We start from the raw sequence: 17,255 nt of genomic DNA, 5'->3' as shown, positions 1-17,255 counted from the left end.
CTTATTTATCGAAATATTTTCTGCTCAGTTGATCAAAAGTTGGCACATTATGAAAATGCCATTTATTGATCACCACACCATTTTTCAACAATAAAACACCCGGATTTGCCCTTACCATACTTTTTAATGGAACGGCATCAGCATAAAAAACTTCAGAGAAAAGATTATTCTTTTTGATAAAGGCTTCTGCATCCTGCGCCGAATTGGAGGTTAACAGTACCGTACGGATATTAAACTGCTGCGTAGCATTGATGGCGATTGCATTTAGTTTACCAATGGCATTTTGATTGGCATTTTTTAGATCGTAAGCCACAAACACCAAACTATAATAAGGGTTTTCGATTAATTCTTTTGTATAATCGGTTCCAGAAGCATCGGTAATGATAAGATCCTTAATTTTTGGTTCATACCCTTTTTTAACTAGCTTCTTGGTCGGCTCGCCAATGATTTCCCAGTTGTTATCTTTCCAGATCTCGGTTTTCAGATAAGCTTTATCGCTCATATCCTGCTCAGCCTTGGTCTTTTTATTTTTCAGGTGGTACATAATTTCAAATTCATCGGGCTTTTCTCCCGGAGGAATCACCATTAATGATGGAATATGCGCGCCAACCTTGTAAGGAAGGAAATCGATAACTGGAAGCACATTGTAGGTATACAAACCAAATCCCAAAGAAATAAGGGTTACTGCCAGTGCAGTATTTCTCTGAACAGACTCTTTCTTGAACAGTGGTTCAATTAAATCCTTGTTGATGAAAATAATGATGATGAGCAATAAAAGGATCAGGTCTTTACTAAACGACTGCCAAGGTGTAAGTGGAATGGCATCGCCAAAACAGCCACAGCTGGTAACAACCTTAAATGCAGCCGATACAAATGTTAACAGCGTAAAAAAGATGATTAAGAGCAACAATCCCCAGGCTGCCTTTTTGCTCCAGAAACCCAATAACAACAAGGCCCCCAGTACAATTTCTAAGGTGCAAAGCAGAATGGCAATGCCAGTGGCCATACCACTCAGAAAGTTGAGGTGAAAAACTTCGAAATACTCCTGTAATTTATAACCGAATCCAAGCGGATCGTTGGCTTTTATCAATCCTGAAAATATAAATAAAGCACCGACAAAAAATCTGGAGAATTTCAATAGTATGTTTCGCATCTGTATGTATGTTAAAGGTAGTTGAGCTTTTATCTATTTTACGTTGAGCTTAATCAAAGCAAAAACCGAGTAATTGAGCATATCCTGATAGTTGGCTTTTACCCCTTCCGAAGCCAGGGTCTGCCCTTCATTGTCTTCAATCTGTTTAACCCTAAAAATCTTCATCAAAATCAGATCTGTTAACGAGCTGATGCGCATATCTCTCCATGCCTCGCCATAATCGTGGTTTTTGGCAAACATTAAATCTTTGGTTTCGGATACCTTTTCTTCAAACAGTTTTTCAACTTCGGCATAAGGCATCTCATTCGGATCGCTATCCGTCAGTTCTAACTGCATCATGGCAATAATGCAATAATTTACAATACCAATATATTCTGATACTACCCCTTCACCTACTTTACTTACCTTTTTCTCTTCCAAAGTGCGGATACGCTGGGCTTTGATAAAAATTTGATCGGTAATTGAACTTGGTCTTAAAATCCGCCAGGCAGTGCCGTAATCTTTAGTTTTTTTTAAGAATAATGATCTGCAAACAGCAATCACTTCATCAAATTCGGTAGAGGTATTTGTTTGTGCCAAAGCAATATTTATTTAGTTTTTAGTGTACTTTTGTCGTGAAAAAACAAAAGCTAAAGATACATTTTTAAAGCGAAACCCAAATCCCGAAAGGGTTTATTATGGCAGAAAAAAACTTTTTTGAATCTAAAAGGAGCTTAAATATAAAAGGCAAACTGATTGATTTAAGCAGTCCGAAAGTGATGGGTATTTTAAACATTACACCTGATTCTTTTTACAGTAACAGCAGAACAAAATCTACCGATGAAGCTTTAGCCAAAACTGCACAGTTTTTGAAAGAAGGTGCTACATTTATTGATATTGGCGGCTATTCGTCAAGGCCGGGTGCCAAAGATATTTCTGCACAGGAAGAAGTAGACCGTTTGGTTCCGGTGGTAGAAAGCCTTGCAAAAGAATTTCCAGAAGCCATTATTTCTATCGATACTTTTAGGGCAAAAGTAGCCGAAGAAACAATCATGGCCGGTGCCCACATCATTAACGATATTGCCGCCGGCGATATGGACGGACAAATGTTCGAAACAGTGGCCAAACTTCAGGTACCATATATGATTATGCACATGCAGGGTACGCCGCAGAATATGCAGGAAAATCCTGTTTACAACAATGTACTTTTAGAGGTGATTGATTATCTCGCCAAAAAAGTGGAAAGGCTTAAAGCGCTTCATATCCATGATGTGGTTATCGATCCGGGTTTTGGTTTTGGGAAAACTATTGCGCACAACTACGAACTGTTGAACCAAATGGAAGCATTTAAAATTTTTAAACTCCCTGTACTGGTTGGCTTTTCGCGCAAGGGCATGATTTATAAAACCTTGGGCACCACCGCAGCCGAAGCACTTAACGGAACTTCGGTACTGAATACCATTGCCCTTCAAAAAGGAGCCGGAATTTTAAGGGTGCATGATGTAAGGGAAGCTGTGGAATGTATTAGGCTTGTGGAGATGCTGAAATAATCAGAAAAGGTTAATCAGTTAATTGTTTAAACTGGTTAATTGAAGTTCATAAACCATTAAACTACTGTTAATTGCAAAAGTATGGTTAAATTAGTAGAGATGCTGAAATAACTAGAAAAGGTTAATCGGTTAATTGTTTAAACTGGTTAACTGAAGTTCATAAGCCATTAAATTACATGAAGCAGCTAAATAGTTTGCTAATTGATAATTTGATCCCAAATTTATATTCTCCTATAATCTTTCTTACTTTTGATATCATCCCATAATTAAATTAAAATTAATTGTGATGCATATTTATTCCTTTGAAAAATTAGAAACCTGGCAAAAAGCCAGAAGGTTTAGAAAAGACATTTACAATCTGACAAGAAAATTCCCAAAAGATGAAGTATTTGGCTTGACAAGTCAGATCAAAAGATCATCTAGTAGCATTGGCGATTGTTTAGCAGGAGGCTCAGCCAGAATTACACCAAAAGACAAAGCACATTTTATTAACATGTCTTACTCAAGTGCGATTGAAACAATTAACCACATTATAGGCGCTTTCGATCTGGAATATATTAATGAAGAAGAGTACATTTCATTTAGAATCAAACTTGACGAACTAACAAATAAACTAAATGCATTACGGAAATCGATACTTAAGCAATAATTTTCAGGAACATGAACAGTTAACCGATTAACCAATTCAAACAGTTAACCCATTTAGACAGTTAACCCATTCAAACAATTAACCATCATAAACAATTAACCGAACCTTGTAAACTGAAAACGGTTTTGCTATCTTGCCAATAATGAAAGGTTTTGATTTTGATTTCCTTAAAGTGTCTCCTACTGATATCGTTGATATCATTTTAGTAGCCTTATTAATTTACTACGTATATACTTTGATCCGCAATACCTTGGCAGTAAACCTGCTGGTTGGGATGTTTATTATCACGGTTTTCTACTGGATAGTAAAGAGTTTACACATGGATCTGCTAACCACCATCATAGAGAAATTTATGAGCGTTGGGATTATCGCCCTCATTGTAATATTCCATCCCGAAATTAGGCGGTTCCTCTTGTTAATAGGTAAAAATGCATTTCTACAGAAAAATAAAGCCTGGTGGGGTTATTTATTTGGCCGGAAAGAGATAGAAAGAAATAACTTAACACGCATTAAACCCATTATTGATGCTTGCAAGAGCATGAAAAAAACCAGAACAGGTGCGCTGATTGTATTTCTTAAGTTTTACGACGAACAGTTTTTTGCAAACAGCTGTGAGCTGGTAGATGCTAAAATTTCAAAACGGTTGTTAGAAAGTATCTTTCAGAAAAATAGTCCGTTGCATGATGGGGCCGTGGTTATTTCTGAAAACAAGATCAAAAGTGCCAGCTGCATATTGCCTTTAACCGATAACGATCAATTGCCATCGCAATTTGGCTTGAGGCACCGGGCCGGGATTGGCGTTTCTGAAACCACTGATGCCGTTGCCGTGATCATTTCGGAAGAAACCGGAGAAATATCTTATGCCAAACAAGGCAGGGTGAGAATGAATGTTTCGTTCGGCGAACTAGAGAAGTTACTCAATAAAGATTTCTGATGATTATCATAATAAAAAAAAGAAGCATCCTTTATTAACAGAAAGTTTCCATCAATAAAAGATGCTTCGCTCTTCGGCATGAAGAATATTTATTAGCAATATTGCTCAAAAGCACCGATCAGGTTATCCGCAATCATTTGTGCCGGACGGCCTTCAATCTGGTGGCGCTCAATCATGTGAACCAATTTACCATCTTTAAACAAAGCCATTGCCGGAGAAGATGGAGGAAAAGGCATCATGTAGTTTCTAGCCTGATCTACAGCTTCTTTTTCCATACCTGCAAATACAGTTACCAATTTATCGGGATGTTTTTCGTGCGCCGCCGCTGCCCTAGCCGCCGGACGTGCATTTGCTGCTGCACAACCACAAACTGAGTTTACAACAACCAACACAGTGCCTTCGCCTTTAATGGCTTGGTCTACATCTTCTGCATTTTTTAATTCTTGAAAACCTACGTTGGTTAATTCCTTACGCATTGGTTCTACTAAATATTCTGGATACATTATCGTGAGTTTTTTATTTACAATTTGAACGCTACAAAAATAAGAAAATCGGATGGCAAGTATCATCCGATTTATATTTTTAAGGTAAAATTAATCCAAGCAGCTGTTTAATTCAATCCACGTAAGAAATCATCATACATCTGTGGGTTTGTGATGGCCCCAACAATTACCAATACAAAAAACAGGATGGTTAAAATACTTAAAATTGTGGCTATCATACCGCATATTTTACCTGCTTTTGCATTTTTATATGACGATTCGGTGTAAAAACCCGGGTTAAGCTGGTATTTTTTAACATCGCCAGCGCCCAAAACCCAGGCAATAATGCCAAATATCAATCCGAATATACCATAAAAACAGCATGCCGGAAGGGCTATAATACCTAAAACAAGTGCAGCGGTACCATTGGGTAAATTCTGCTGACCAAAGCCTCCGTTCCCAAACTGTCCGAAAGGTGGTGGTTGCTGAAATGGCGGTGGCTGTTGAAAAGGTGGCGGCGTTACCGGACCATCATTAACCGGTTCAACAATTGGATCTTCTTTTTTTGAAAGATCAATGGGTTTATTTTCTTGAGGGTTTTCTTGTTCTTCAGACATAGTTATATTTAGATCAGTTGGTGATTGTATATTTTGTAAATGTAATTGATTAAGATAATTACTGCAACACCTGCAAAAACGATTTTAATGAGCTGGGCACCAAATTTAAAATCCATTTTAAGGTGCACAATGGTAAATAACGCCACAAAAATTAAAGGTATGGTTGCCGGATAAAATTTAAATGAAGCAACCAGATCGCCCTGAAATAAGGCAAGCACAGAACGCTGTAAACCGCAGCCTGGGCAATCTATTCCAAAATGTGATTTAAAGGGGCAACTAAAAAGATGCGCACTCAACCACTGCATAAAACTGTTATGCCCTTGAGCCATTTATACCTATTACTTTAATCTGAGCGTCTTTCCAGGCTTTATATTTATCCAGATCTTTTACCACCTGTTTATAAACCAGGTTTAAAATGTATATATCGTCTATAAAACCAAAAACAGGCACAAAATCGGGCAAAACATCAATAGGCGAGAGAAAATAAATCAATCCGCCCAAAATGGCAATGATCGATCTTTTTGGGATTTCGGTATAATCGCCATTAACGTAATCTTTTGCAACGGCAAATAGCAGTACCAGTTTTGCCCAAACACCTTCCAAATCGCTCCTATTGGTTACCGCCTTGCCTAAAGCATCTTTAATGGTATTATTGGCCTTCGTTTTATCGCCTAAAATAACCGAAGCTTTGCTTTTCGACTTCTGAAAGAAGCCCAATATTTTCTGCCTGTTCAATTTCATAATGATATGGCTACAAATTAACGGCCAAAAGAATCGTAATTATCTTCGGCGTACTTGGTAAAACGGTCTAACAGTTTAATATTTTTGTTTTCGATGGCAGTCAGGTCATCATCAACATTGTTTTTTACCGGAACATACCATTCTACCGGATCGAAAAAATTTCTAAAGGTCTGCTTTTTAAATGCATACCCATGTCTGGCAAAAATGGTGTTTTTAATAATCTGCAAATCAAGCTTACGCAGGTTTTTTAAATCAGCTTCTTTTAAAAGCACAGCAGAGGCGTTCAATTTCAAAATCTGATCAGACGCACTTCTATAATAAGGATTGGCACCCAAGGTATCAACTGTTCCATCCTCTGCGGTATCAATCATTTCCACCATTTTATGGTCGCTCCAATCTACATATTCTGTTTCTGAAGGCAACATGAGGTTTGCATTATACTCAAAAGCTTTTTTAAGCAATTTAAACTCTTTTTCAGGCCATTTGAGCTCCTTTTTGTAAGCATTCCATTTACCGATTAAAGTATCGCCTACCAAAGTGATTTCAAATTTACCGTCATATTTATCTGTTCCTGGTTCTTCCAGGATAAAAGTGATCTTACCACCATCTTCAGATAGTTTACCAATTAGCGGGCGGCTATTTCCAGATACCACGCTCTGCGCAACTACAGTATCCTTGGTTATTTTTTTAATGTTAATGTTCAGTTTTTTAGGCGCATCGGCCATATCTCCTTCGTATTCCGATTCTTCGGCTGCGTAAAAATCACCGACCCAAAAGCCATATAGTTCCTTGTGGATTTCCTGCTGCACAATACCTGATGGTTCTTGCTTGCTGGTTTTCTTTGTTTCCCTGCAAGAGAGCATCAAAAATGGGAGAAGTGCTAGTAATAAGATTTTTTTCATGAGCGTATTCTTTTTTGGTCAAATAATTTTTTTCCTTATTAACCATTCTACAATTAACAAATTTGGCATCCAGCCCAACCATGCTATAATCTGGTAAACATCCATTGGTGCGGGATGAAATAAATATACTAAAATAACTTTCCACAGCCTTAATGTGATGGCTGATGTTGCCAATGCAAAACTGCGGTACATAAAATTTTTATGCGCTTTTATTTTCCGTTTTAAGATTAGCTGCAAAGCTTTTAACGTAAACCAGAACCATAAAATACCCAAAATAACAAATGATGTTTTGGCCATTAAGCCACCATTTGCAAACCAGCCTATAAAAATACCCGAAGGCGCAGCAAGCAACAGTACAAATACCACGTATAAGTAGCCGAGCCGCTTGTGGATATTGGGATACCTTGATAAAATTTTAGGGTTGAACTGCGTAAAGCCGGCCAATAATACAAATATGGCACTGTAAACATGCGTATAAAATATTGGCAGATAGGCTTTAATTTCGGATACTTCGGTCTGTTTAATCTGCAGGAAAGATACCTCCCTGTCGAAAGGAATATAGCGCAAGGTAAGCTGCACCATGAGTACGAAGAAATAGCCAAAAAACAATAGCCATGCTACGCGTGTATAGCTAATGCTTCTCATTATTTTTTGTGAAAAAGCGTTAACAATTTTTCATCAAAAGCAATAGCGATAAGTTTATCAGTATCATCTTCAGAAAGCTGCTGTTTTTTAGGATTGAATACGGAGCGGGCAGTGACAGGCATCCTATTTGGAAATGATAGATAAAAATTCATCAATTGTTAATATGTTAACCTTAGGGAACGCTATCTGTTTTAAAATATTAAAGTGGCTATCATTTGTGATGATATAATCTGCATTGCTACACACATATGCATCAACATATTTATTATCATCTAAATCGGATAATATCAACTTCCATTCAAAATAAACATCTACCTTTTCAACATTGCGAAGATTTAGCAATAATTCGGCAACGTTGCTTGCAATGAGAAAGTTTGTTTTTTGTTCAATAATTTCAACATATTCAGAAAGAATATCGTTACTGATTACTGCGCTAAATTGCTCATTGATCAATGAATCAAAAATTGCCCTATATTTCGATTTTTTAGGAATTGATACCAGAAGTGCATTAATATCCAGTACAACTTTCATTAATGCTATTTTTTTCTTAGATGTTCACTTTTCCAGGATTCAATGGTGCTTTCATCCCATTTTTTATCATCCCAGAGTTTATCCATTTCATTAGAAGCTGATTTTGCAAAATATCCAGCCAACATCTGTTTAATATCCTCCAACTGAGCATCTGGTAAATTGTACTGGAACAATTTTAACAATTCTAGTTGAACATTAGTTAATTTCCCTGTTGCTTCCATATTTAAATTGTAAACCAGAACAAATATAATCAATAATATTTTAAGATGATTTGATCATCTCCAGAATATCATCTACATATTTCCGCTCATTGGCCAAACGTGGTACCTTGTGCTGGCCGCCAAGTTTATCTTTTGCCTTTAACCAGTTGTAAAATGTATTTGCAGGTGCATTGTGCACTTTAGGCCGTGCCAAAGCCATATCTTTAAAACGCTTGGCATCATAATCGGAATTAATCTCGCGCAGCGTTTGGTCCATTACATCTACAAACTTCTCAAAATCGTTCGGTTGTTTGTCAAATTCAATAATCCATTCGTGCCCACCTGCCTTTTCATCTTTAAAATAAATTGGGCCAGCTGTGTAATCTTTTATTTCGGCATTGGTTTCCTGGCAGGCTTTGGTTAAGGCCTGTTCTGCATTATCGATAATTACTTCTTCGCCAAATGCATTGATAAAATGTTTGGTACGGCCGGTAATTTTAATGCGGTAAGGAGAAAGTGAAGTAAACTGGATCGTATCGCCAATCATATACCGCCACAAACCACCGTTGGTAGAAATCACAATTGCATAGTTTTTATGCAATTCTACCTCTCCCAATAGCAAAGCTTTAGGGTTTTCATCGCAGATATGCTCCATGGGTACAAACTCATAGAAGATTCCATAATCCAACATCAGCAGCATTTCTTCTGAATGATCCTGATCCTGGATACCAAAGAAACCTTCGGATGCATTATAAGTTTCCAGATAATACATTTCGGTTGATGGAATCAGCTGTTTAAACTGCTCGCGGTATGGGGTAAAATTTACAGCCCCATGGATATAGAGCTCCAGGTTTGGCCAAACTTCCAGTAAATTCTGTTTTCCGGTAAGCTCGAGTACTTTTTTGGCCAAAACGATGGTCCAGGTGGGTACGCCAGAAATACTGGTTACATTTTCATTGATCGTGGCTTCAGCCATCCTATCCATCTTAATTTCATAATTATCCATTAAGGCGATAGACATATCGGGCGTGCGATAATATTCGGCCCAAATGGGTAGGTTTTTAATCAGCACTGCTGATAAATCGCCGTAGAAGCAATCTTCATTTAATTGGTTTACCTGATGGCTTCCCCCCAGCACAAGGCCTTTACCGGTAAACATCTGGTTATCCGGGCGGTTATTGCAGTATATGGAAAGCATATCTTTACCGCCCTTAAAATGGCATTCTTCTAAAGATTCTTCCGAAACAGGGATAAATTTACTTCTATCGCTGGTCGTACCGGATGATTTAGCGAACCATTTAATATCTGATGGCCAAAGTATATTCTGTTCGCCATTGAGCATGCGCTCTATATAGGGCTTTAAGGTATCGTAATTTTGGATGGGAACACGTTCCTGGTACTGCTGGGTGGTTAAAATTGATTTATAATCGTACAGTTTTCCCCATTCTGTATTCTCGGCACTATCTATCAACGTGTGGAACCACTCTTCCTGAACATCGTGCGGATATTTCATAAAAAGCTCGATCTGGTGGATCCGCTTTTTCATTAACCAAGTAAAAATTGAGTTTACAAATGCCATATTAAATGTTAAAATTAATGAGCATCATTTTGCCACAGACGTTCACAGACACGCACAGATTTTTATACACGGTAAATAATTTTATAGCTTTTGTTTTAATTTCGTGATTAGGCAACACACCAAATTAAAATTTGTTTGCTGATTATCGTTGATTAAATAATTAAACATCAAATTTCTTACGCTTTAACACGAAGTTCGAGCCCAGGTAAACTTTTCTAACCATCTCATTTTCTGCCAGAACTTCTGGGATACCCTGCTCCAAAATTTTTCCCTCAAAAAGTAAGTATGCCCTATCGGTTATTGATAGGGTTTCCTGCACATTATGGTCGGTAATTAGGATCCCGATGTTTTTATGCTTCAGTTTGGCAACAATACTTTGGATTTCTTCTACCGCAATTGGATCTACACCTGCAAATGGCTCATCCAGCAAAATAAAGCTTGGATTGGCAGCTAAAGCACGGGCAATTTCGGTACGGCGGCGCTCACCTCCTGATAAAAGGTCGCCTCGGTTTTTACGGACTTTATGCAAACTAAATTCGTTAATAAGTTCTTCCAGCTTCTCTTTTTGTTCTTCTTTGCTCATGCTGCTCATCTCCAAAATGGCAAGAATGTTTTCTTCTACAGTAAGCTTTCTAAAAACAGATGCCTCCTGTGCAAGGTAACCAATCCCTTTTTGGGCCCTGCGGTACATGGCATCCTCCGTAATATCTTCTTCCTCTAAATAAATGCGGCCTTCATTAGGTTTAATTAAGCCTACAATCATATAAAATGAAGTGGTTTTACCGGCACCGTTTGGCCCCAAAAGCCCCACAATTTCTCCCTGACTTACGTTGAAAGAAACATTGTTAACAACGGTACGCTGTTTATATTTTTTAACCAGGTTTTCGGCTCTTAATATCATATATCAATCGATCCGTCATGCTGAACTTGATTCAGCATCTCCATAAAGAGATCCTGAATCAAGTTCAGCATGACGATTTAGTTTAACTTAATCTACTTTTATTCCTTTTATATTTAACTGCAAACGTTTCTTTTCTCTCCACACATTTTCTTCGATGGTATAACAGATTGAAAACGGCACTCTTGGCTGCAACAGATTTTGATACTCTGCCAGCCCAAATGCAATGCCCTCAAAAATAGGCGAATTTTGTTGCTTTACATTAATTTTTAAATGATTTGCCCCAACAGCCATGGCGTGCTGCGCCAGGTATACATTATGGGTTACAAAAATAGGCGCCATATTTTCAGGTCCGAAAGGTCCCATTTGTGCTAAAACCCTGTAAAATTTACCATCAATCTGAGCCAATTCTATTTCGGCATCGATTTTAATCATCGGCGTAAGCAGCTCATCTGTAATGGTTGCCGAAACAATTTCTTCGAACTTATCGGCAAAGGCATCTACATTGTGCTGCTGCATGGTTAAGCCTGCAGCAAATTTGTGCCCGCCATACTGATCTAATAAATCGGCACAGCCACTTAAAGCTTCATATAAATCGAAACCAACAACCGAACGGCAAGAGCCAGCGATGTGTCCGTTAGATTTGGTTAATACAATCGTTGGACGGTAGTATTTTTCGGTTAAGCGCGAAGCCACAATCCCGATTACCCCTTTATGCCAGTTTTCATTAAAAACAACAGTTGTTTTTTTGTTGATCAGAATATCGCTATCGCCAATTAAGGCCAATGCTTCGCGGGTAATATCCTGATCGTAAGTTTTACGCTCGGTATTTTTAAGGTTAATCAGTTCACTTTGTTCTAAAGAGTTTCCATCAACCTGGCAAAGCAGCATGGCAACGGCATGTTTTGCATGATCGATCCTGCCGGCGGCGTTAATCCGCGGGCCTAAGGTAAAAACCACATCGGTAATGGTGTAATTTTCGGTTTTGCCCGAAACTTCCATTAATGCCCTTAAGCCTTCGCAGGGGTTGTTGTTTAGTTTTTTAAGGCCATAGTAGGCTAAAATTCTATTCTCGCCCACAACAGGTACAATATCTGCGGCAATACTTACCATCACCAAATCCAGGTACTGTAAATAGGTTTCTTTCGGTAAATGATGTTTTTGGGCATAAGCCTGCGCCAGCTTAAAACCAATGCCACAGCCTGCCAGCTCTTTAAATGGGTAGGCACAATCTGCACGTTTGGGATCTAGAACAGCAATAGCCTTAGGTATTTCATCGCCGGGCAAATGGTGGTCGCAGATAATAAAATCAATACCCAAACTATTGGCGTAATCAATTTTATCGATAGATTTTATACCGCAATCCAGCGCAATGATTAACGAAAAACCATGTTCATTGGCATAATCGATACCAGCGGTAGAAATGCCATAACCTTCCAAATAGCGGTCGGGAATATAATATTCTATATTTTGGGTAAGCTGTGAAAAGAAACTAAATGCCAGTGCAACAGAGGTGGTACCATCTACATCATAATCGCCATAAATCAGGATTTTTTCATGGGTGGCCAAAGCTGCTTCTATTCGCGCTATGGCAACATCCATATCCTTCATTAAAAAGGGATTGTGGAGGTGATCTAAATCTGGCCTGAAGAAATCTTTAGCCTGATCGAAATCGCATATATTGCGCTGCACCAATATCTGTGCAAGCGAGCGGTCTATATTAAGTTGTTCAGCTATTGTTGTTAAAGTAGCATCATTACAAGCCGATGCCAGTACCCATCTTTTTTCCATTTATTCTGTCTCCGAACAGTAAATATACATTTTAATTGCATATGGTGATGGCAATCTTTAGTTGGCGGTACATTCTGGACAGCATGACCACCACAGATGGACAACAAAAATTAATTTATTTTGCAGCTCCTGGGTATGCCTGATAAAGCTTCAATAAATGCGCTTTCTGATCGGCATATTTTGCATCATCAATTAAATTTACCCGTTCAGCTGGATCCCAAGATAAATTGTACAGTTCGGCAAGCTCAGCATTATCTTTTTTGGTAATCCTCAATTTCCAGTCGCCATCTTTAACCCCCTCCAAAACATAGTTGTGATAATAAATTGGGCGGTGCGGCTGATTGTAATTTTTTGCGGTTAACAATGGGGCTATAGATTGTCCATCGTAATTTTTTTCCGGCAGTTTACTTTTCGTCCACTCGGCCAACGTAGGGAAAACATCTAAATTTGAAATTGGCTGGGTTAACTGGTTATTGCTAAGGGTATGGCCTTTCCAGTAGACGATAAAAGGAACCCGATGGCCACCTTCGTAGGAAATGCCTTTCGAACCTCTGAAAACCCCTGCTGAACCTACATGGTAAAATTTGGTAAAGCCATCATCGTACATCCGCTGTGGTGCATTAATCCATGGGCCATTATCACTGGTAAAGATAAAAATCGTATTATCCGCCTGCCCCGATGCTACTACCTGCTTCCATATCAGCGCTAAGCTGGCGTCCATATCTTCAATCACATCGCCCAGTTCGCCTCCGGCTGAAGGTGTTTTTCTGCTTTTTTGTGCTGCAAAAGCCACTGGCAAATGCGGCATGTTCTGTGCTAAATAAAGAAAAAATGGCTTTTTATTGGCCGCGCTCTGTTTAATAAATTTAATCGATTCGCGGGCGTAATTTCCCGTTAAAATACTATCGTGCGGCTTATAAATCTCTGGTTTGGTATTTCTGAAAATCTTGATCGTAGTATCGGTTTTTACATATGGCGCCCTATAATCGTGACTGTATAAAAGACCATAAAATTCATCAAATCCTTTTTTGTTAGGTAGCGAAACGCCATGATCGCCCAAATGCCATTTCCCCACCAGCGCGGTGGCATAACCCGATTTTTTGAGCAGCTGCGCCAAGGTAATTTCATCTTCGGGGATCCCGCGTTTATCGCCCGGCCCTATTGGCGAAGGTAAATCCATCCTACTACAATACCTACCTGTTAGCAATGATGCCCTTGAAGGCGTACAGGTTGGCGAAGTAGTTACAAAATTTGTAGCTTTTATTCCCTTTGCAGCCATTCCGTCTAAAAATGGAGTCTTAATTAGCGGGCTTCCATAGCAGGAAATATCTGCATAGCCCATATCATCGGCCAAAACAATAATTACATTTGGCTTTTGTTGCGCATTTAACTGCAGGGAAAAGCCAAAAGCCAGTATAAAAATTAGGATTCGAAAATTCATGGTAGAAATTTAAGGATGATATTTTACAAAAAAAGGAAGTATCCAAGCTTTTACCAAAACAAATACTAATGTTTAGATTGTTACCTTTGTAAAAACATTAAAACTCCACATTTTGCAAGTTCATACCTTATTTGAAGGAACCTATTCTGTTGATGCTACAAAGAAATTTGTTCCTTTTGACCCAGCTATACATCATTTTAAAGATAGACCGGCATCGTTGTTTATTAACGTTCAGCCTTTTTTGGTAGAACTGAAAAACGAACTGATTCTTTTTGATACGGGCCTAGGCTTTAGCGATGACCATGGCGAACTGATTTTGCACAAAAACATCCGCAATGCGGGCTTCGACCCTACTGATGTAACCAAGGTGCTCATGTCGCACTTACATTACGACCACTCTGGTGGTATGATCCATAAGTTGGGCGATAAAACAGAATTGAGTTTTCCGGATGCAGAATATGTAATTAACCGTGGAGAATGGGAAACAGCTTTTAGCAGCACATCTTCTTCTTACCATGCCGATATTTTTGATTTTGTACAGCGCAATGCACAGTTGAAATTTGTGGAAGGTGATGGGGCACTTGATGAAACCATTTCTTTCGAATTTACAGGCGCGCATTGTCCTAACCACCAGGTTTTTTTATTATCAGAAGGTAATCAGAAAGTGTTTTTCGGAGGAGATGTTTTACCTGAACCTGAAGAACTGGTTAAAAACTTTATTGCCAAATATGATTTTGATGGCCGCAAGGCGATGGAACTCCGTAAAGAATTTGGCAAAAGAGCAGCAGAAGAAAACTGGGAATGCTTGTTTTACCATGGTAAAAGTGCTGCAACAGGCTTTGTAGATGCTGTTGAGGGTGGGTTTAAGATAAGGTAAGCTTTGTCCAAACAGATGCATGATGTGAATTAGTCCTTTGAATTGTGACTGGCTAAAGCCGGACCACAATGAATTCATCGTTAGCTAATCTATTCCATGATTATTTATTTTGCCTGCTTCAGCTGGCATAAAACGAAAAAAGCCCCGACAGTTGTCGGGGCTTTCTATTTTCCGAGACGGGAAAAATTATTTTTTTGCTACTAATTTCACAGCTAATTCAAATTCATCGTTGATTGCTTTGTCGCCAATGCTATCGAAGAATGATTTAGAACCATATTTGATATCATATTTAGTTCTATCAACAACGATTTTACCAGCTAAAGCAGAAGCAGTACCATCAGCATTAACAGTTACAGTTGCAGGGAAGCTTAATGGTTTAGTAATACCTTTAATGGTTAAGTTACCTGATACAGTTACGTTAGCACCTGAACCAGCAACTTTAGTAATTACGAAAGTTGAAGTTGGGAATTTAGCTACACCAAAGAAATCATCCGCTTTTAAGTGGCCTTCTAATTTAGCGCTACCATCAGCATCTTTAATTGAGTTCATATCGATGGTGAAAGTACCACCTGTTACACTTTTACCGTTTACTGCAAGTGTACCCGATTGTAAAGCAATAGTTCCGTTGTGAGAACCTGTTACTTTTTTACCAACCCAAGTAATGGTCGATTTTGCTGCATCTACAGTATAAGTAACTGGTTTTGTAGGGTTTTTAAAAGCTGACAATGCTACAACTGCCACTAATAAAAAAATTGAAGAGATTTTTAATTTCATTTTCTGGTTTTTTTAATTTTGATACAAAGATATATTAACACTTGATCTATTCTTATTGACCTATGTTAAGTTATTCAAAAATAATCGGATTTATTTAAAATCATTCTATTGACTTGACAATTATAGTGAAGGTTTAATTTGTTTACTTTTTAATGTGAATTAAATAACACCAAAATTTAAGATTATATTAGTTTAAACTTTAAGAACAGAACAATTTTAGAATATGATCAGAAAAATTTTAGCCGTGCTGGCCGGCTATGCCATCTTTGTTATCTCATCTCTTTTACTGTTTAAACTATCGGTGCAAAGGCCCCACGCCGATGCGGCGCTCAACTTTAAAATATTGACACTCGTTTATGGGGCCATCTTTTCAATCTTGAGCGGTTACGTGTTAGGTGCAATTGCCAAGAGTCAAAACCTAATGCTGAATTATATACTGGCCCTCATTATTGCTGGTTTTGCCGCCATATCGTTATTTACCGCAGGTGGTAGCCATTGGACACAGTTGTTTGCCATCATTTTTTTTGCCCCCTTATCCATATTGGGCGGCATTTTGTACAGAAAACCTTAAGCTTAAAATCAAATTATGAAACATAAAATAAGCTCAATCAGGCCGTTTGTCGGTGCCAAAGATTTTGAAATCTCCCGAAGTTTTTACCGCGATTTAGGTTTTGAAGAAACTACACTGGGAGATCAGATGTCGGTTTTTAAAATGAATGATATTGCCTTTTACCTTCAAAACGCCTATGTAAAGGATTGGATTGATAATACCATGATTTTTGTAGAGGTTGATGATGTGAACGGTTATTACGATGAGCTTTTAGCGCTCGATCTGCCTAAAAAATATGACGATGTAAGATTGACACCAATCCGTACCGAACCTTGGGGCAAAGAGTGTTTTCTCCACGATCCATCAGGTATTTTATGGCACTTTGGCCAATTTCATTAAAAATATACTGCCCTTGGCCTGACTAAAAAAAATAATATTCTATATTAAAAAAAATTAACCGCTCATGAAAAACAAGTTTTGCGCAACGCTATTTGCACTTAGCCTATTACTCACCTTAAGCAGCTGCAACTTTAACAGTACATATATTAACCGTGAAGAAGATAAAAAAGATGCCGAAAAAGTAGCTGATCAATTCTATGCGCTGCTTCAGAAAAAGGAATTTCAAAAAGTAGATCCATTGCTAAGTACCCAGTTCAAAGCCGTAACCAGTGCTGTGAAATTAAACAATTATTTAAGCGGAGCACTGAACAAACTTGGAGAAATTAAAAGTGAAAAACTCGATCACTGGGAATCGAAAGTGGTAAGGGGCACAAATTCTTCTGCAACCTATGTATTGTACTACATCGTGGAGAGAACGAAATTTCAATCCAAAGAAACGGTTACCTTGGCCGCAGAAAACAATCAGATTAAAATTCAGGGTTATAATGTTAATTCTGACGGATTATTGTTAGGCAAATAAATTACTATATCAAAAAAAATCTGCAGATTTTATGGAATGACCC

The 17,255-nt window shown here is 38.2% G+C and carries 22 protein-coding genes; 7 read left to right on the top strand and 15 right to left on the bottom strand.

The features are described from left to right. Window position 1: 1 nt before the first annotated feature. Window positions 2–1,153, bottom strand: a complete 1,152-nt coding sequence (locus ACS5PU_RS15915) for a BT_3928 family protein (RefSeq protein ID WP_439460145.1) — start codon at window positions 1,151–1,153, stop codon at window positions 2–4. Between the two features lie 33 nt (window positions 1,154–1,186). Further along, on the bottom strand, window positions 1,187–1,732 hold the full coding sequence (locus ACS5PU_RS15910) for a DUF1599 domain-containing protein (RefSeq protein WP_439460144.1): 546 nt from the start codon (window positions 1,730–1,732) through the stop codon (window positions 1,187–1,189). 98 nt (window positions 1,733–1,830) lie between these two features. Here ACS5PU_RS15910 and folP point away from each other — a divergent pair, with 98 nt between their 5' ends. From folP to cdaA, 3 genes are all read left to right on the top strand, one after another. Next, window positions 1,831–2,682 carry a dihydropteroate synthase gene (gene folP, locus ACS5PU_RS15905; RefSeq protein WP_439460143.1) on the top strand — a complete coding sequence of 284 codons (852 nt, stop codon included), beginning with the start codon at window positions 1,831–1,833 and terminating at the stop codon, window positions 2,680–2,682. 286 nt (window positions 2,683–2,968) lie between these two features. Beyond that, window positions 2,969–3,331, top strand: a complete 363-nt coding sequence (locus tag ACS5PU_RS15900; protein WP_439460142.1) for a four helix bundle protein — start codon at window positions 2,969–2,971, stop codon at window positions 3,329–3,331. Window positions 3,332–3,473: 142 nt separating this feature from the next. Next, entirely contained in the window at window positions 3,474–4,265 is a 792-nt protein-coding gene (gene cdaA / locus ACS5PU_RS15895; protein ID WP_439460141.1) for a diadenylate cyclase CdaA, read from the top strand. Between the two features lie 92 nt (window positions 4,266–4,357). Here the strand turns inward: cdaA and ACS5PU_RS15890 are convergent, their stop codons facing one another. The 12 genes from ACS5PU_RS15890 to ACS5PU_RS15835 all read right to left on the bottom strand — a co-directional run bounded on the left by ACS5PU_RS15890 (window position 4,358) and on the right by ACS5PU_RS15835 (window position 14,092). Beyond that, window positions 4,358–4,768: a BrxA/BrxB family bacilliredoxin gene (locus ACS5PU_RS15890; protein ID WP_029275606.1), complete on the bottom strand. Its 411-nt coding sequence runs from the start codon at window positions 4,766–4,768 to the stop codon at window positions 4,358–4,360. A gap of 107 nt (window positions 4,769–4,875) precedes the next feature. Further along, a complete protein-coding gene (locus ACS5PU_RS15885) occupies window positions 4,876–5,364 on the bottom strand; it encodes a CCC motif membrane protein (protein WP_439460140.1) in 489 nt (162 codons plus the stop codon). 8 nt (window positions 5,365–5,372) lie between these two features. Next, window positions 5,373–5,669, bottom strand: a complete 297-nt coding sequence (locus ACS5PU_RS15880) for a DUF2752 domain-containing protein (protein ID WP_439460184.1) — start codon at window positions 5,667–5,669, stop codon at window positions 5,373–5,375. Between the two features lie 7 nt (window positions 5,670–5,676). Then, on the bottom strand, window positions 5,677–6,105 hold the full coding sequence (locus ACS5PU_RS15875) for a YkvA family protein (RefSeq protein ID WP_439460139.1): 429 nt from the start codon (window positions 6,103–6,105) through the stop codon (window positions 5,677–5,679). 17 nt (window positions 6,106–6,122) lie between these two features. Continuing rightward, complete coding sequence (locus ACS5PU_RS15870) at window positions 6,123–7,007, bottom strand: YARHG domain-containing protein (RefSeq protein WP_439460138.1); 885 nt, start codon at window positions 7,005–7,007, stop codon at window positions 6,123–6,125. Between the two features lie 18 nt (window positions 7,008–7,025). Then, complete coding sequence (locus ACS5PU_RS15865) at window positions 7,026–7,652, bottom strand: DUF2306 domain-containing protein (protein WP_439460137.1); 627 nt, start codon at window positions 7,650–7,652, stop codon at window positions 7,026–7,028. 123 nt (window positions 7,653–7,775) lie between these two features. After that, window positions 7,776–8,183 (bottom strand): putative toxin-antitoxin system toxin component, PIN family, encoded by a 408-nt coding sequence (locus ACS5PU_RS15860; protein ID WP_439460136.1) that lies wholly within the window; start codon window positions 8,181–8,183, stop codon window positions 7,776–7,778. Window positions 8,184–8,188: 5 nt separating this feature from the next. Next, window positions 8,189–8,404 (bottom strand): hypothetical protein, encoded by a 216-nt coding sequence (locus ACS5PU_RS15855; protein WP_439460135.1) that lies wholly within the window; start codon window positions 8,402–8,404, stop codon window positions 8,189–8,191. Window positions 8,405–8,444: 40 nt separating this feature from the next. After that, a complete protein-coding gene (locus tag ACS5PU_RS15850) occupies window positions 8,445–9,962 on the bottom strand; it encodes a GH3 auxin-responsive promoter family protein (protein ID WP_439460134.1) in 1,518 nt (505 codons plus the stop codon). 160 nt (window positions 9,963–10,122) lie between these two features. Then, window positions 10,123–10,863, bottom strand: a complete 741-nt coding sequence (gene lptB, locus ACS5PU_RS15845) for an LPS export ABC transporter ATP-binding protein (protein ID WP_439460133.1) — start codon at window positions 10,861–10,863, stop codon at window positions 10,123–10,125. 87 nt (window positions 10,864–10,950) lie between these two features. Further along, entirely contained in the window at window positions 10,951–12,651 is a 1,701-nt protein-coding gene (recJ, locus tag ACS5PU_RS15840) for a single-stranded-DNA-specific exonuclease RecJ (protein WP_439460132.1), read from the bottom strand. Between the two features lie 115 nt (window positions 12,652–12,766). Beyond that, window positions 12,767–14,092 carry a sulfatase-like hydrolase/transferase gene (locus ACS5PU_RS15835; RefSeq protein WP_439460131.1) on the bottom strand — a complete coding sequence of 442 codons (1,326 nt, stop codon included), beginning with the start codon at window positions 14,090–14,092 and terminating at the stop codon, window positions 12,767–12,769. A gap of 112 nt (window positions 14,093–14,204) precedes the next feature. Between ACS5PU_RS15835 and ACS5PU_RS15830 the strand changes: the two genes are divergently transcribed. Further along, on the top strand, window positions 14,205–14,969 hold the full coding sequence (locus ACS5PU_RS15830) for an MBL fold metallo-hydrolase (RefSeq protein WP_439460130.1): 765 nt from the start codon (window positions 14,205–14,207) through the stop codon (window positions 14,967–14,969). 186 nt (window positions 14,970–15,155) lie between these two features. Here ACS5PU_RS15830 and ACS5PU_RS15825 read toward each other — a convergent pair whose 3' ends face one another. Next, window positions 15,156–15,743 carry a YceI family protein gene (locus ACS5PU_RS15825; protein ID WP_439460129.1) on the bottom strand — a complete coding sequence of 196 codons (588 nt, stop codon included), beginning with the start codon at window positions 15,741–15,743 and terminating at the stop codon, window positions 15,156–15,158. Window positions 15,744–15,966: 223 nt separating this feature from the next. Between ACS5PU_RS15825 and ACS5PU_RS15820 the strand changes: the two genes are divergently transcribed. The 3 genes from ACS5PU_RS15820 (at window position 15,967) to ACS5PU_RS15810 (ending at window position 17,212) form a co-directional block, all read left to right on the top strand. After that, window positions 15,967–16,314 (top strand): hypothetical protein, encoded by a 348-nt coding sequence (locus ACS5PU_RS15820; protein ID WP_439460128.1) that lies wholly within the window; start codon window positions 15,967–15,969, stop codon window positions 16,312–16,314. A 15-nt stretch (window positions 16,315–16,329) separates the two neighbouring features. Then, window positions 16,330–16,692: a glyoxalase gene (locus tag ACS5PU_RS15815; RefSeq protein WP_439460127.1), complete on the top strand. Its 363-nt coding sequence runs from the start codon at window positions 16,330–16,332 to the stop codon at window positions 16,690–16,692. Between the two features lie 64 nt (window positions 16,693–16,756). Continuing rightward, the gene (locus tag ACS5PU_RS15810; RefSeq protein WP_439460126.1) at window positions 16,757–17,212 is read left to right on the top strand and encodes a hypothetical protein; all 456 of its coding nucleotides are present in this window, start codon (window positions 16,757–16,759) and stop codon (window positions 17,210–17,212) included. The last annotated feature ends 43 nt before the right edge of the window (window positions 17,213–17,255 follow it).

It is taken from the genome of Pedobacter sp. GSP4 (assembly GCF_051857575.1).
Lineage (GTDB): Bacteria > Bacteroidota > Bacteroidia > Sphingobacteriales > Sphingobacteriaceae > Pedobacter.
This window is presented reverse-complemented; position numbering and strand designations above follow the sequence as displayed.

What these genes read in the sequence shown, in the direction of transcription:
- ACS5PU_RS15865 (WP_439460137.1), bottom strand. Translation starts at nt 7,652, where the DNA reads ATGAGAAGCATTAGCTATACACGCGTAGCATGGCTATTGTTTTTTGGC.
- ACS5PU_RS15810 (WP_439460126.1), top strand. Translation starts at nt 16,757, where the DNA reads ATGAAAAACAAGTTTTGCGCAACGCTATTTGCACTTAGCCTATTACTC.
- recJ (WP_439460132.1), bottom strand. Translation starts at nt 12,651, where the DNA reads ATGGAAAAAAGATGGGTACTGGCATCGGCTTGTAATGATGCTACTTTA.
- ACS5PU_RS15900 (WP_439460142.1), top strand. Translation starts at nt 2,969, where the DNA reads ATGCATATTTATTCCTTTGAAAAATTAGAAACCTGGCAAAAAGCCAGA.
- ACS5PU_RS15855 (WP_439460135.1), bottom strand. Translation starts at nt 8,404, where the DNA reads ATGGAAGCAACAGGGAAATTAACTAATGTTCAACTAGAATTGTTAAAA.
- ACS5PU_RS15850 (WP_439460134.1), bottom strand. Translation starts at nt 9,962, where the DNA reads ATGGCATTTGTAAACTCAATTTTTACTTGGTTAATGAAAAAGCGGATC.
- ACS5PU_RS15885 (WP_439460140.1), bottom strand. Translation starts at nt 5,364, where the DNA reads ATGTCTGAAGAACAAGAAAACCCTCAAGAAAATAAACCCATTGATCTT.
- ACS5PU_RS15915 (WP_439460145.1), bottom strand. Translation starts at nt 1,153, where the DNA reads ATGCGAAACATACTATTGAAATTCTCCAGATTTTTTGTCGGTGCTTTA.
- ACS5PU_RS15860 (WP_439460136.1), bottom strand. Translation starts at nt 8,183, where the DNA reads ATGAAAGTTGTACTGGATATTAATGCACTTCTGGTATCAATTCCTAAA.
- ACS5PU_RS15870 (WP_439460138.1), bottom strand. Translation starts at nt 7,007, where the DNA reads ATGAAAAAAATCTTATTACTAGCACTTCTCCCATTTTTGATGCTCTCT.
- ACS5PU_RS15835 (WP_439460131.1), bottom strand. Translation starts at nt 14,092, where the DNA reads ATGAATTTTCGAATCCTAATTTTTATACTGGCTTTTGGCTTTTCCCTG.
- lptB (WP_439460133.1), bottom strand. Translation starts at nt 10,863, where the DNA reads ATGATATTAAGAGCCGAAAACCTGGTTAAAAAATATAAACAGCGTACC.
- folP (WP_439460143.1), top strand. Translation starts at nt 1,831, where the DNA reads ATGGCAGAAAAAAACTTTTTTGAATCTAAAAGGAGCTTAAATATAAAA.
- ACS5PU_RS15875 (WP_439460139.1), bottom strand. Translation starts at nt 6,105, where the DNA reads ATGAAATTGAACAGGCAGAAAATATTGGGCTTCTTTCAGAAGTCGAAA.
- ACS5PU_RS15825 (WP_439460129.1), bottom strand. Translation starts at nt 15,743, where the DNA reads ATGAAATTAAAAATCTCTTCAATTTTTTTATTAGTGGCAGTTGTAGCA.
- ACS5PU_RS15815 (WP_439460127.1), top strand. Translation starts at nt 16,330, where the DNA reads ATGAAACATAAAATAAGCTCAATCAGGCCGTTTGTCGGTGCCAAAGAT.
- ACS5PU_RS15880 (WP_439460184.1), bottom strand. Translation starts at nt 5,669, where the DNA reads ATGCAGTGGTTGAGTGCGCATCTTTTTAGTTGCCCCTTTAAATCACAT.
- ACS5PU_RS15890 (WP_029275606.1), bottom strand. Translation starts at nt 4,768, where the DNA reads ATGTATCCAGAATATTTAGTAGAACCAATGCGTAAGGAATTAACCAAC.
- ACS5PU_RS15820 (WP_439460128.1), top strand. Translation starts at nt 15,967, where the DNA reads ATGATCAGAAAAATTTTAGCCGTGCTGGCCGGCTATGCCATCTTTGTT.
- cdaA (WP_439460141.1), top strand. Translation starts at nt 3,474, where the DNA reads ATGAAAGGTTTTGATTTTGATTTCCTTAAAGTGTCTCCTACTGATATC.